At 41.3% G+C, this 13749-nt stretch carries 13 protein-coding genes; 4 read left to right on the plus strand and 9 right to left on the minus strand.

Annotated features, from left to right (window positions below):
* Positions 1–515 precede the first annotated feature (515 nt).
* The 3 genes from recG to asnC are packed head-to-tail and all read right to left on the minus strand — an operon-like array spanning position 516 to position 3843.
* Positions 516–2597: an ATP-dependent DNA helicase RecG gene (gene recG, locus AN389_RS18795; RefSeq protein ID WP_055016868.1), complete on the minus strand. Its 2082-nt coding sequence runs from the start codon at positions 2595–2597 to the stop codon at positions 516–518.
* Positions 2598–2657: 60 nt separating this feature from the next.
* Positions 2658–3344, minus strand: coding sequence for a tRNA (guanosine(18)-2'-O)-methyltransferase TrmH (trmH, locus tag AN389_RS18800; protein ID WP_055016867.1), 687 nt, complete (start codon positions 3342–3344; stop codon positions 2658–2660).
* A gap of 40 nt (positions 3345–3384) precedes the next feature.
* Positions 3385–3843 carry a transcriptional regulator AsnC gene (asnC, locus tag AN389_RS18805; protein WP_004588258.1) on the minus strand — a complete coding sequence of 153 codons (459 nt, stop codon included), beginning with the start codon at positions 3841–3843 and terminating at the stop codon, positions 3385–3387.
* A 196-nt stretch (positions 3844–4039) separates the two neighbouring features.
* Between asnC and asnA the strand changes: the two genes are divergently transcribed.
* A complete protein-coding gene (asnA, locus tag AN389_RS18810; RefSeq protein ID WP_055020457.1) occupies positions 4040–5035 on the plus strand; it encodes an aspartate--ammonia ligase in 996 nt (331 codons plus the stop codon).
* 24 nt (positions 5036–5059) lie between these two features.
* Here the strand turns inward: asnA and AN389_RS18815 are convergent, their stop codons facing one another.
* The 6 genes from AN389_RS18815 to AN389_RS18840 form a co-directional block, all read right to left on the minus strand.
* The gene (locus AN389_RS18815; RefSeq protein WP_055020458.1) at positions 5060–6667 is read right to left on the minus strand and encodes a DUF342 domain-containing protein; all 1608 of its coding nucleotides are present in this window, start codon (positions 6665–6667) and stop codon (positions 5060–5062) included.
* Between the two features lie 151 nt (positions 6668–6818).
* Positions 6819–7211 carry a RidA family protein gene (locus tag AN389_RS18820; RefSeq protein ID WP_004588255.1) on the minus strand — a complete coding sequence of 131 codons (393 nt, stop codon included), beginning with the start codon at positions 7209–7211 and terminating at the stop codon, positions 6819–6821.
* 12 nt (positions 7212–7223) lie between these two features.
* Positions 7224–9329 carry a bifunctional GTP diphosphokinase/guanosine-3',5'-bis pyrophosphate 3'-pyrophosphohydrolase gene (gene spoT, locus AN389_RS18825; RefSeq protein ID WP_055020459.1) on the minus strand — a complete coding sequence of 702 codons (2106 nt, stop codon included), beginning with the start codon at positions 9327–9329 and terminating at the stop codon, positions 7224–7226.
* 127 nt (positions 9330–9456) lie between these two features.
* Complete coding sequence (gene rpoZ / locus AN389_RS18830; protein WP_004588253.1) at positions 9457–9732, minus strand: DNA-directed RNA polymerase subunit omega; 276 nt, start codon at positions 9730–9732, stop codon at positions 9457–9459.
* Between the two features lie 114 nt (positions 9733–9846).
* Positions 9847–10467, minus strand: a complete 621-nt coding sequence (gene gmk, locus AN389_RS18835; protein ID WP_055016864.1) for a guanylate kinase — start codon at positions 10465–10467, stop codon at positions 9847–9849.
* A gap of 115 nt (positions 10468–10582) precedes the next feature.
* The gene (locus AN389_RS18840; RefSeq protein WP_055016863.1) at positions 10583–11443 is read right to left on the minus strand and encodes a YicC/YloC family endoribonuclease; all 861 of its coding nucleotides are present in this window, start codon (positions 11441–11443) and stop codon (positions 10583–10585) included.
* A gap of 163 nt (positions 11444–11606) precedes the next feature.
* Between AN389_RS18840 and rph the strand changes: the two genes are divergently transcribed.
* The 3 genes from rph to AN389_RS18855 are packed head-to-tail and all read left to right on the plus strand — an operon-like array spanning position 11607 to position 13415.
* Complete coding sequence (rph, locus tag AN389_RS18845; protein WP_055016862.1) at positions 11607–12320, plus strand: ribonuclease PH; 714 nt, start codon at positions 11607–11609, stop codon at positions 12318–12320.
* Between the two features lie 12 nt (positions 12321–12332).
* A complete protein-coding gene (pyrE, locus tag AN389_RS18850; RefSeq protein WP_004588247.1) occupies positions 12333–12977 on the plus strand; it encodes an orotate phosphoribosyltransferase in 645 nt (214 codons plus the stop codon).
* 57 nt (positions 12978–13034) lie between these two features.
* The gene (locus tag AN389_RS18855) at positions 13035–13415 is read left to right on the plus strand and encodes a diacylglycerol kinase (RefSeq protein WP_055016861.1); all 381 of its coding nucleotides are present in this window, start codon (positions 13035–13037) and stop codon (positions 13413–13415) included.
* The last annotated feature ends 334 nt before the right edge of the window (positions 13416–13749 follow it).

Consider the following 13749-nt stretch of genomic DNA (forward strand, 5'->3'; position numbering starts at 1 on the left):
AAACCCACGGGTAAAAGAACGCGACGACCACCTCAGTGCCCAGTGAATCCCATTAGAAAACATTAAGAGTACTTTGCTATGTGACTCTCTACCGCTGTGGGCACCACGACATCGCCTGGCTCCAAATACGAGTACAGCAATGTGATGGGTTTTTACGTCTGCAGAAAAGTTATATCCAGCATTTCCTTCTCTAAAGCGGAGCGTCTCTTAAGCGCAGCGCCTCTTTGTGAACAGTGTTTTAGTTATCCAACACATTAAGCGATGATAGGCAGCATCTGTTAGTGGCTCTCCACTGCTGTCGGCTCCTCGATATCGCCAGGCTCCAAATACGAGAAAGCCGCTTCAGAAATGAAGCGGCTTTTTTATGTATGCATAATAATGAAATGCGCCCACAATACACCCCTATCTAAACCAAGGGATAGAGTAATAATCAGATACTTATTTCGCAGGGACTTAGGAGGTCTTTTACCATTAGTAAAACAAGCTAAAGATAAATCGTAAGTGTTTTAGGATAATTAAGCCTGAGCGTAATTAGATTTATTGCCGAGCCAGCGATGAATTAAGGGGTTTATAAGGTCGGGATTTTGCTTTAGCATTTGCTGTGCAATAGGTCTTACTTGATTAAGAGTGTGTTTGTCGCGAGTAAGGTCCGCTATTTTAAATTCGGCTAAGCCAGTTTGTTTAGTGCCGAGTACTTCGCCTGGGCCACGTATTTCGAGATCGCGCTCTGCGATGACAAAGCCATCATTACTGTCCCTTAATACACCTAAACGCTTTTGAGCAGTATGAGATAAAGGGGCGTGATACAACAGTACGCAATGGGAAGCGGTGGCCCCTCGTCCTACGCGTCCGCGTAATTGGTGTAATTGTGCTAATCCTAAGCGTTCAGGGTTTTCTATGATAATTAAACTGGCATTAGGTACGTCTACACCGACTTCTATTACAGTTGTTGCAACAAGTACGTGAATATTGCCAGCTTTGAACTCGCTCATAATGGCTTGTTTCTCAGTGGCTTTCATGCGGCCATGGACAAGTCCTACATTAAGTTCTGGCAAGGCCTCTTTTAATTGTAATGCGCTATCTTCTGCTGCTTGGCATTGTAGGACTTCTGATTCGTCAATGAGAGTACACACCCAATAAACCTGCCTACCTTGTTCATTGCAGGCAAGCTTAACACGGTTTATTATATCGTCTCGGCGCGTATCAGGAATGGCCACAGTGGTAATTGGCGTTCTACCGGGAGGGAGCTCATCTATCACGGAGGTTTCTAAATCGGCATAGGCCGTCATAGCCAATGTACGCGGAATGGGGGTTGCAGTCATGACTAACTGATGAGGGTAACAATTACCAAACTTTCCTTTTTCTCGGAGTGAGAGGCGTTGATGAACACCAAAGCGGTGTTGTTCATCTATGATAACCAATACTAAATTATTGAACTTTACCTCGTCTTGAAATAGGGCATGCGTTCCCACTATCATTTGTGCTTCCCCTGAGGCTATTTTTTCAAGTGTACTAGTACGCTCCTTGCCTTTAGTTTTTCCACCAAGCCATGCAACGTTAATTCCTAAGCTTTCAAACCATTGCTTGAAATTTATCCCGTGTTGCTCGGAGAGAATTTCTGTGGGTGCCATTAGTGCAGCTTGGAAACCTTGTGCTATTGCTGTTAATGCACTTAATGCTGCAACCAGTGTTTTACCTGAGCCTACATCACCTTGTACTAATCGCATCATGGGGTAGGGGTGCTGTAAATCCCCTTTAATTTCGGCTACTACTCTATTCTGTGCTTTGGTCGGCGCAAAAGGGAGTTGCGCTAAAAATTGACTTTCTAATGTATTTGTAGGGCTTAGGGTAACTGCACTTACTTGCTGCCCTTGCTCGCGTACTTTTAACAAGCTTAAGTTTTGTGCAAGTAGCTCTTCAAACACTAAGCGTTGCTGCGCTGGATGAGTCCCTTGCTCAAGTGAAGTTACATCTACGTCATTAGGTGGACGATGAAGTAACAGTAAAGCATCACGCAATTGCATATGTGAAGGTTGCCATTTTTCAGGAATAAGTTCTTCTACTGAGTACTTGTGCAGTAAGTTTATTGCTTGCTCGCTTAAGCCCCTAATCGATAATTGCTTTAGCCCTTCGGTTGTTGAATAAACCGGTGTGAGAGTTGTTGCTGTTGGCTGTTCATTGGGTGTATCGCTGATACTGTATTCTGGGTGGCTCATTTCAAGCCCAACGCGCCCGCGTCTAATCTCACCAAAACAGCGAATTATTTTCCCACTGATAAACGCATTTTTTTGCGCAGCAGTAAAATTAAAAAATCGTAAAGTAAGCCTAGCTGTACCATCGTTTATTTGCACAACTAACATGCGACGTTTGCCAAAGGTCACTTGGCTTGTTTCTATTGTTGCCTCAACGGTGCAGTGGCTGTGTAAAGTAACATCGTTAATAGCATAGATACGGGTACGATCTTCATAGCGTAAAGGCAAATGAAAGAGCATATCTTGCACGGTAGCTATACCTAGCTTTTGTAGGCGCTCGGCCATTTTTGGACCGACCCCTTTAAGTTCTGTAATAGGGTACTGGCTTAAGCTAGGTTTAGGCAATGTGGGCTCAAATCTGTTTATTTGTGAATAAGTTAAGTGTACTCACAGGTTTGCTAAGCATCAAGCATGTTTTAAAGCGTGCCAAAATTGCTCGTTAGCGACTATTTCGCCTTCTTCATCAAGTGGTGGGTAAGGTAGGTTTTTTAATCTACATTGTTTTGCAATTACTGGGTGATAGCCTTCAAAATACATAGGGTGTTTAACCTCTTCACTTAGCATATCGCGCTTATATAGCCCTGCCTTTTCTCGTTGATGTTGTGCTTCAAATAAAATAAGTGCAGCCGCTACCGATACATTTAGGGATTGCACCATACCTTGCATAGGTATAATAATATTTTGATCTGCGTGCTTTAATGCTTGCTCAGAAATCCCCGTTTTTTCTTGGCCTACAATTATAGCCGTGGGTTTTGTGTAATCTATTTCTCTAAAATCTACTGCATCTTCGCTCAAGTGTGTTGCTAATATTTGTACATCTGGGTTGTGCATTCGCATCATTGTGGCAGCATCATCAATATTTTTATGAAGGTGTGTTTCTAGCCAGTTTTTACTGCCGCCAGAGGTATTATTGGTCAACCATTTTTGGTTTTCTGGCCATACCGCGTGTACATGATGACAACCTACTGCATCAGCACTTCTTACAATAGCTGACAGATTATGATGTTTGTGTACGTCTTCTAGACAGACCGTTAAGTCTGTTTGGCGACGAGATAGTACGTCTTTTATTCGTTGGTAGCGATTTTGCTGCATGGTGATCCTCTTTTTTGATAATTATACGTAATTTTATCTATTAAGGCATTACTGTGCGGCTAATTGGATTTTGCAATGAAATAAGGGTTTCGGTTGATTGAATTGCTTCTATCGCTTGTATTTTATTAATCAATACATCTTGTAAGTGGTCTATAGATTTAGCCATAACTTTGATAAAAATGCTGTAGTTACCCGTGGTGTAATACGCTTCAACTACTTCTTCTAGTGCTTCTAGTTTAATTAGTGTTTCTGGGTAGTCGCGTGCATTATTTAAGTTAATACCAATAAAGCAACATACATCGTAACCAAGTTGCTTTGTACTAATGCTTAATTGGGTGCCGGTGATAATACCTGCTTGTTTCATTTTCTCCACACGCACGTGAATTGTGCCGGCACTTACAGCAAACCGTTTGGCTAATTCAGCGTAGGCTGTGCGGGCGTTGGCCATTAGAGCGTGAAGTATCTGTTTATCGAGATTATCGATTTGATAATTTTCCATTATTTTTGCTTACTTAAATTAGTGAATCTTCATTTTTATACCGTTTAAATTAATCGATTTTGCATATTAAAGCTATTTTTATTATTGGTTATTGAATTAAAAGTTTAAATCGTTACAGTAACTTCATTAAAGGCGCCCGCAAGGTGTTTTTTCATTAATAAGCAAGTAACAATAACTGGGAATGAGGCCATTTATTATGAGTTCACACTATGTGCAGCAACAGCAGCAAATAAGTAAAGTTAAGCAGTTTTTTTCACAGCAATTAGAGCAGCAACTCGGATTAGTTGAAGTTCAGGCTCCTATTTTGGCCAAAGTAGGTGATGGCACACAAGATAACTTGAGTGGTCACGAAAATGCAGTTGCTGTTAACGTAAAAGCAATTACCGATAGCAGCTATGAAGTTGTTCATTCGCTTGCTAAATGGAAACGTAAAACGCTCGCTACTTACGGCTTTTCTGCAGGTGAAGGTATTTATACGCAAATGAAAGCGTTGCGCCCAGATGAAGACTCATTAAGCCCAATACACTCTGTTTATGTTGATCAATGGGACTGGGAGAAGGTAATTTGCCAACGTACTGAGCGTACGCTTTCTACGTTACAAGAGACAGTTAAAGCCATTTACACTGGCATTAAGCAAACAGAACAGTTTGTAAGTGAAAGCTTTGGTATTGCGCCATTTTTACCCAGTGAAATTACCTTTATTCACAGTGAGCAGTTACGCAAAATGTACCCCGACTTTAGCGCAAAGCAACGCGAAAAAGCCATTGCACAAGAGTACGGTGCGGTATTTTTAATTGGTATTGGTGGTGTGTTAGGTGATGGCAAAATCCATGATGTACGCGCTCCAGATTACGATGATTGGTCTACCCAAACGGTTGACGGATACACAGGATTAAATGGCGATATTTTAGTGTGGAACCCCGTGTTAGAAGATGCCTTTGAAATATCATCTATGGGTATTCGTGTAAGCCCCGATGTATTAAAAGCGCAATTGAGCATAACAGGCGATGAAGAACGTCTCGCTTTTGATTGGCATAAATCGTTATTAGAAGAGGCATTTCCACAAACAATTGGCGGCGGCATAGGGCAATCGCGCTTAGCAATGTTATTACTGCAAAAGCAGCATATTGGACAAGTGCAAGTAGGTGTATGGCCAAAGCAAACGCACGATACGGTAAGCGGCTTACTGTAAATTATAAAGGGCGCTAAATGCGCCCTAATGTGTTTTAAAGTTTATTTCTACTTTATTGTTTTGTAAGTTTATATTGCAAGGCGGGTAGTTGCGGGTAGTTTTTAATACTTTATCAAAAATATGGATCTCTACTCCTGAGTGTAATGATGTATTAACAACAAGGTTTGCATCGCTAAGTAGGTCGTGTAGTTCATGATCTAGGCTAGATAACTTTTTTTCTAGCAGCTCTGCTTGTTGGCAGTAATGCTGCTGTGTTGCGCCAATTTTTTTAATGAGCAGATTTTTCTTTTCTATATCTTTTACTTTATCTGCTTTTTCTAGTGCTGCTTGAAGGGTATCAAGCTGCTCATCTGTTTTTGCTAAGTCTTTAAAGCAGTTATCTGTGTCGGCCGTTATTTCAGCACCTGATGCGGCTAAATTAATTGCCATTTTAGCACCTGATTCATTACCTATTTCGCCAGCTATTAATACAGTTGCATCGAGAATCTCTCCACCAAAAATTTTCCCTTTGGGTAACTCTGTTTGGCCAACTTGTAATAAGTGTTTTGCTTTAATAGTACAATGGCTGGCTTGGCGGTCTATAAAAATGTTTTTGCCTTGAATATAGCAATATTGTGCATGAGAAACATGAACATCTCCGTCACTTTTTATAGTGCACGATAGTGTTTTATCTTCGAGCTTTTGATGGCCAATAATACCTTGTTTTACAGTGATGTTTCCGCCGGCCGATAATTCGCCAGATTCAACTGTGCCAAAAACCGTAATGTCGCCTTTAGCCGTTACGCGCATACCTGGATCAATGTTTTTAGACACAATAACACTGCCTTCAAAATCAATATGGCCGCTCTTAACATCTACATCAGAAATGGTAAAAATATCATCAACTCGCATACCGTTAGGTATTTCTACCGGAACACCCGCCGTTGTAGAAACAAGCTCAAGCGGATTTGTTTTTGATATTTCGGCGCCTTCGCCTGCTACTAACTTTTTATTTTCGCCAGGTTTAGCGGGGAGTATGTCACCTACTACAGTGAACCCTTCTTTACCGGGGGTAGCAGGTTGTTGGCGAATCAGAACAGTACCAGGCTCTACGCTCGCAAGCTTACCAAAGTCGCGCATATCTACACTGCCATCTTCCATCATCTTAGGTGTTTTTAGGCGATCTTTGAGGGTTTCTACCATAGCGACAAATTTTGTTGCAGTGCCCTCAGCTGGCAAACGGCCCTTGGCTAGAATCCCTTTTGCTACGGTTCCAGGGGGTAAGTTAAATTGTTTATCTAAAAGCTGCTCTAAAAAAGCTTGTTTGTAGCCACGTACAACCCCTGCTTTTATGAGTTGTTTTTTACCCTCTTCTAACGAAAGTACCTTACCACCATAGGCTAAAGTAAGCTCGCCTATGGCTTGCATTTTATCTTCACTTAACGTTACCACAAGCGATGCATCGTGTTTACTTGCTACAACCAAGGTTGGCTCATTATTTTGCGCTTTAAAAAAATTATCAATAGCCTCGTGGTCAATTTTGCATTCGCAAAACGTCGACTTCTCAAGTGCATCAATTATAAAAGCGGCGCTAGGTGGAGCGTGTTTACTTACATCAAGTAATACGTTCCCGTTATTGGCAAGCTTAAACACTAGTTAATCCTTTTCTACTACTAAAGTTAAGATTGATTTTATTGCATGATTACAGAGTGCTAGATATTTTCATGTGAGTCAAGAAAGGGAGATAAACAAAGCTGAGCTGAAGAAAATAGAGCTATAAAGGGGGTTTATAGCTCTGTATTTGTTAGTTAGTTGAAGGAAGTTCCATAATGCCATCAATTTCAACTTGTGCGCCTTTTGGAAGCGCACGTACACCTAGTGCTGCACGTGCAGGATAAGGCTGCTTGAAATATTGGCTCATTACTTCATTCACAGTGGCAAAGTTAGATAAGTCTGTTAGGTAGATATTAATTTTAACAAGATCTTGGATTTTGCCGCCTGCTTCTTCGCACACCGCTGTAATGTTTTTAAATACTTGATGTGTTTGTTCGCTAAAGTCTTCTGAAACCATTTCCATTGTTTCTGGGACAAGTGGAATTTGTCCAGATAAATAAACGGCAGTACCTACTTTAACCGCTTGGCTATAAGTGCCGATAGCAGCAGGTGCTTTTTCGGTAGAAATAAATGCTTTATTCATGAGTTTCCTATTTTACTTTTTACGATAGACTCTTTGCACATCAGACATCACGCGAATGCGGCGCATAATATTAGCAACATGGACGCGGTTTTTAACGGTAACGCCCAAGTCTATCACATATAAATTACTTTCTTTTTCGTCGGTCGTGATCTCAACAATGTTGGCTTGGGTTGTAGCAACAACATTTGTGAGTTTAGCCAAAGCCCCTTGGTGGTTAATTATTTCCACTCGTAGCGCAGCTATATATTCTTTTTCTGGATTGTCATCCCATTTTACAACTAGGTATTTTGAGCGTTCGTTTTCCCAGCCGCGAATATTTTTACATTCTTGGCGATGAACCGTAAGCCCTTTACCTTGGCTAATATGCGCAGTGATGGCATCCCCAGGTACAGGTCGGCAACACTTAGAATAATTAACCAACATGCCTTCGGTACCAATAATGGTTGCTTTGGCTTGTTTGCTAATATCTGACAAGTCGTCGCTTTCTTCTTGTAATAAGCGTTTAGCGATTAATACGCTCATTAAGTTACCTGCGCCTATTTCTACCAGTAATTCTAATACTGTAGATAGTTCGTGCTCTTCGAGTACGCGGGCTATGTTTTCATCGGCGATGCTGTCGAGCTTATTTTCACCCAAGGCAGAATCGAGTAAGCGGCGGCCTAATAACAATGCTTCTTCTTGGTGTTGGCTCTTAAGGTAGTTTCTTATCCCTAAACGGGCTTTACCTGTAACTATAAAGTTTAACCATGTTGCATTAGGGTGTGCTCCCGAGCTGGTTATAATTTCCACACTTTGCCCAGTATCTAAGGCTTTGCTTAGCGGGTAAGGTTTACGGTTTACTCTTGCCCCTACACAAGTATTACCTACATCAGTATGCACTGCGTAAGCAAAATCAACCGCGGTAGCGCCCATTGGTAGCTCTACAATGCGGCCATCGGGGGTAAATACGTATATTTCTTCTGGGAATAGCTCAGTTTTAACGTTCTCGACAAATTCGAATGATGAGCCGGCACTTTGTTGAAGCTCTAGCAAGCTTTGCATCCATTGGCGAGCACGTTGCTGCGCGGTATTACCTGCACCATCACCGGCTTTTTTATACATCCAGTGCGCAGCAACCCCTTTATCGGCCATATGATCCATATCGTGGGTACGTACTTGGATCTCTACCGGAATACCGTGTGGGCCCACTAATGAGGTATGCAAAGACTGATAACCATTTGTTTTAGGTACGGCAATATAATCTTTAAAGCGCGTTTCGATAGGTTTATACAGGTTATGTGCAACACCTAACACGCGATAGCAGGTATCCATTGCATCTACGTTTATTCTAAAGGCGTAAATATCCATTACCTCATTAAAAAGCAGCTCTTTATTCAGCATTTTTTTATAAATGCTATAAAGGTGTTTTTCGCGCCCAGAAACCGTAGCTTTAATTCCCGATTCTTCAAGGCGTGCTTCTATTTCGGTTTGAATGTTAGAAATAACTTCTTTGCGATTGCCTCGCGCTTTTGCCACTTCAGATTTAAGTGCGCGATGGCGCATAGGGTATAAAGCCTGAAAACCTAAATCTTCTAGCTCATTTTTAATATCGTGAATACCTAAACGGTTTGCAATAGGTGCGTAAATTTCAAGTGTTTCACGGGCAATACGACGGCGCTTATCAGGGCGCAGAGCCCCTAATGTACGCATATTGTGAGTACGATCGGCCAGTTTAATTAAAATAACCCGAATGTCTTGGGTCATAGCCATGATCATCTTTCGGTAGTTTTCAGCTTGGAATTCTTTTTTGTCTTTAAAGCTGAGCTTATCGAGCTTACTTACTCCTTCAACAAGTTCGGCAACCGTATCACCAAATATTTCGGCTAAGTCTTGCTGGCTAAAGTCGGTATCTTCAATAACGTCATGCATTAACGCGGCCATAAGTGTTTCATGGTCAAGGTGCATGCCAGCAAGAATTTGGGTTACTTCAACAGGGTGAGTAATGTACGGCTCGCCGCTTGAGCGAGTTTGCCCCTCGTGAGCCTCTCGGGCTACCACGTAGGCTTTTTGCACTAGCTCTACTTCAGCAGCAGGCAAGTATTCAGATATTTTCTTTTTAAGACCTTCAAAAAGATACATTCACACTCCAATGTTCTTGTGAAGCAATAAGTAACGGTAAGTAATAGAATATACGATGAAAAGAGGGGATTGCCAACGGCTAGAGTAGAAATACTGAGCCGTTGACTAAATCAAACCGGGTGGTTGATTATTGATTACCGCCAACAATAGCAGCAACCGCAGCTAATTCAGCTGCTTCTTGGTGTTGTTGTTCTTCACGGTCAATAACGTCCATTGATGAACTGTCAACTAAACCTTTTTCGATTTCACGCAGAGCGATAACGGTTGGTTTGTCATTTTCAGCGTCTACTAGTGGGTCTTTACCACCAACAGCAATTTGGCGGGCACGACGAGCCGCAACTAAAATTAAGTCAAAACGATTACCAATTGCATCTACTGCATCTTCAACTGTTACGCGAGCCATCTCAGCACTCCAAAATAATTTAAAAGCAAAGGCGTAGTTTACTGCAAGCAGCTTGTTTCGCCAATAGCCAGTGGTTAATTTTTACCAGTTTTCCCTGTAAAGGGCATAAATGGCTTATTTAAGTAAGTTTGTAATTAAATCGTGATGACGACTAGCTTGGGCTTTTAGCGTTAAGCGCTGCGCTAACACGATCGTTTCAATATTGCTAAGGGCGGTTTCAAAATCATCGTTAACCACAACATAATCATATTCATTGTAGTGCGATGTTTCTGATTGCGCTTTGGCCATACGCCCTGCGATGACTTCGGCAGAATCTTGGCCTCGGTTATTTAAGCGCTGTTCAAGCTCTGCTTTAGAAGGGGGCAATATAAAAATTGTTTGTACGCTTGGCATAATTTCGCGCACTTGCTGCGCACCTTGCCAGTCAATATCTAAAAATACATCAATACCTGCATTTAACTGCGACTCAATAGCCTGCTTTGAAGTACCGTAGTAATTATCAAATACTTGCGCCCATTCAAAAAAATCATCTTTGGCAATTAATGATTTAAATTCATCCGCACTTACAAAGTGATAATGCACCGCATTTTCTTCACCGGGACGAGGGCTTCGAGTGGTATGCGATACCGATACTTTCATATCTGCATGTTTTTTTAATAACGCCGTGATTAAGCTAGATTTACCCGCGCCAGAAGGCGCCGATAGAATAAATAAGTTTCCGCGAGTTTGAGCCATGTTTTTCTCTACTTAAAATAAACAGGCTTGGACTAAATCAATAATCCAAGCCTTTAATTACGCTATTGTACTTTATTTAGCTAATTGTGCTCAAGTAAGTAGCACACAAGTACGATTACTCTATATTTTGAATTTGCTCTCTCATCTGCTCAATAAGCACTTTTAGCTCCACGGCCGCATTAGTAATGTCACTATTAATAGACTTAGAGGCTAGGGTGTTTGCTTCGCGGTTAAACTCTTGCATCATAAAATCTAAACGGCGGCCACATGCACCACCTTTATTAAGAATTTTTTTAGTTTCTTTAACGTGCGATTTTAAGCGGTCTAGTTCTTCGGCAACATCTTGCTTTTGCGCTAGGTAAATAAGTTCTTGCTCTAGACGAGATTCGTCAATATCAGTTTTTAAGTCTTCAAGCTTTTGATTAAGCTTTTCACGCTGCCACTTTGCTATTTCTGGTAAGTGACTTTCTACTACGGTAACTTGCTCAAGTATGGCATTAAGGCGAGTGGCAATCATTTCTTCTAAATTTGCGCCTTCATCGCTACGGGCTGATTTAAAATCTTCAACTACTTGGTCAAAGCCCGCTATAAGTGCTTTATTTACAGTATCTAAATCGAGCTCTTGTGCTTCCATTACGCCAGGCCAGCGCAGTATATCAACAGGGTTAATATCACCATTGCTTTGTTGCTGCACCCATTTAGCACTATTTATTAGTTGCTCAGCAAGTGACTCATTAATTGATAGCTCACCCACGTGAGCAGGGTTTGCAACAAACTTTAAAAATACTTCAACTTTGCCGCGTTGCAAATTTTTACGTAAACGCTCACGAATTACCGGCTCCATACCACGAAATTGCTCTGGTGCGCGAATAAACGTTTCAAGGTAGCGCTGGTTTACTGAACGAATTTCCCAGGTGCCAGTGCCCCAATCGCCTTTAATTTCGCGACGCGCATAAGCAGTCATACTGTGGATCATGGATAAGTTCCTAAAATTTATTAATACAATATTGCGATGATTATACCGTAACACTGCTTAACCTCTAGAGAAAATTTATTACGCTGAATATTTTACAATCAGCATGGCATCTACCCGCACATGCACTTATAATGTCGCAAATTCAGAATTAAGGGGATCGTCAATGCGTCCAAGCGAAAGAACACCTAACCAAATTAGACCGGTATCATTTACCCGTAATTACACATTACACGCAGAAGGCTCAGTACTTGTTGAGTTTGGTAATACCAAAGTACTTTGTACTGCAACGGTTGAAGCAGGTGTGCCACGTTTTATGAAAGGTCAAGGTAAAGGTTGGATCAACGCTGAATATGGTATGTTACCGCGCTCAACACATACGCGTAATGCACGTGAAGCTTCGCGTGGTAAGCAAGGCGGTCGTACAATGGAAATTCAACGTTTAATCGCTCGTGCATTAAGAGCTGCAGTAGATTTAAAAGCGCTTGGCGAAAACACCATTACAATTGACTGTGACGTAATTCAAGCCGACGGCGGAACACGTACAGCTTCTATAAGCGGTGCCTGTGTTGCTTTAGTTGATGCACTTACCCACATGCGCGCTAAAGGGATGATCAACTCAAACCCACTTAAGCACATGATTGCTGCTATTTCGGTAGGTATTTATAAAGGCCAGCCAATTACTGATTTAGAATACCTTGAAGATTCTGAAGCCGAAACCGATATGAATGTAATTTTAACTGAAACAGGCAAAATTATTGAAGTGCAGGGTACCGCAGAGGGTGAACCATTCTCGTTCGACGAATTAGATGAGCTACTTACATTAGCTAAGCATTCGATTCGTGAAATCATCGACGTACAAAAACAAGCGTTAGCATAAGCGAGTACCCCAATGAAAGATTATCAAAAAGAGTTTATTGAATTTGCTTTAGAAAAGCAGGTTTTAAAATTTGGTGAATTTACCCTTAAATCAGGTCGTACAAGCCCATACTTTTTTAATGCTGGCCTTTTTAATACAGGACGTGATTTAGCACGTTTGGGTCGTTTTTATGCATCAGCCCTTGAAGACGCCGCAATAGAATACGACGTTTTATTTGGCCCAGCTTATAAAGGTATTCCTATTGCAACCACTACCGCAGTAGCGCTGGCAGATCACCATGATAAAGATGTACCTTATTGCTTTAACCGCAAAGAGAAAAAAGCACATGGTGAGGGTGGTACATTAGTAGGCTCTGCATTAACGGGCAAAATTATGCTGGTGGATGATGTGATCACCGCAGGTACTGCGATTCGTGAATCAATGGAAATCATTGCCGATAACGGCGCAGACCTAAGTGGTGTACTAATAGCACTCGATCGCCAAGAAAAAGGTAAAGCTGAGCTTTCAGCTATTCAAGAAGTTGAGCGCGACTTTAATACCAAAGTGATCTCTATTGTAAAATTAGCTGATCTTATTAGCTACCTTGAGAGCCAAGGTACAATGGACGAGCATTTAGCATCAGTTAAAGCATACCGAGATCAATACGGTATTGCTTAATTAAAAAAGCCTCGCAATTGCGGGGCTTTATTTTGACCACAAATCATAGAGCTAATAATGAAAGATGTATTTAAACCTAATGGCCTTGGTATAAAGCGCATATTTAAAGCGACCTATTGTTCGTACCTTGGTTTTAAAGCGGCCTTTATAGAAGAAGCGGCTTTTAGGCAAGAGTTGCTACTTAGCATTATTTTGCTACCCATTTCTTTTTGGCTAGCTACATCGGTATTACATTGGGCTTTGTTAGTAAGTACATTACTGATCATATTGATTGTAGAGCTACTTAATTCAGCAATAGAAGCGCTCACTGATCGCGTTAGCACTGAGCGCCATGTATTATCGGGGCGTGCAAAAGATATGGGATCTGCAGCGGTAACACTCTCATTAATGATCCTTACGATCGTGTGGGGCGCTAGTTTGTATTTAAAGTTATTTTAGTAAACCTACCGTATAAACCAATTAATACAGCTTAAATGTTAATAAATTGCTAGTTATGTTGTGTTTTTAGCGTATTTAGCTCAAATACGCAGCGAACAGTCATTTATTTCAAGTTTTCTTAAAAAAAGGGTTGATCTGTTTTTGGATCTCCCTATAATGCGACCCCACTGAGACGGCAGAGCGCAACGCATAGCGATGAACGAGCTAATCAGTGAGTCGAGTAAAACTTCATTTTAAAAACTTTAAAGTTTAACAAAATTAAGTGTTGACAAAAAAATAGGAAAGCGTAACATGCGCAGCCCTAGCGAGATAAAGCAACGCGCTTTAATCGCAA

This window comes from Pseudoalteromonas sp. P1-7a (genome assembly GCF_001401855.1).
Lineage (GTDB): Bacteria > Pseudomonadota > Gammaproteobacteria > Enterobacterales > Alteromonadaceae > Pseudoalteromonas.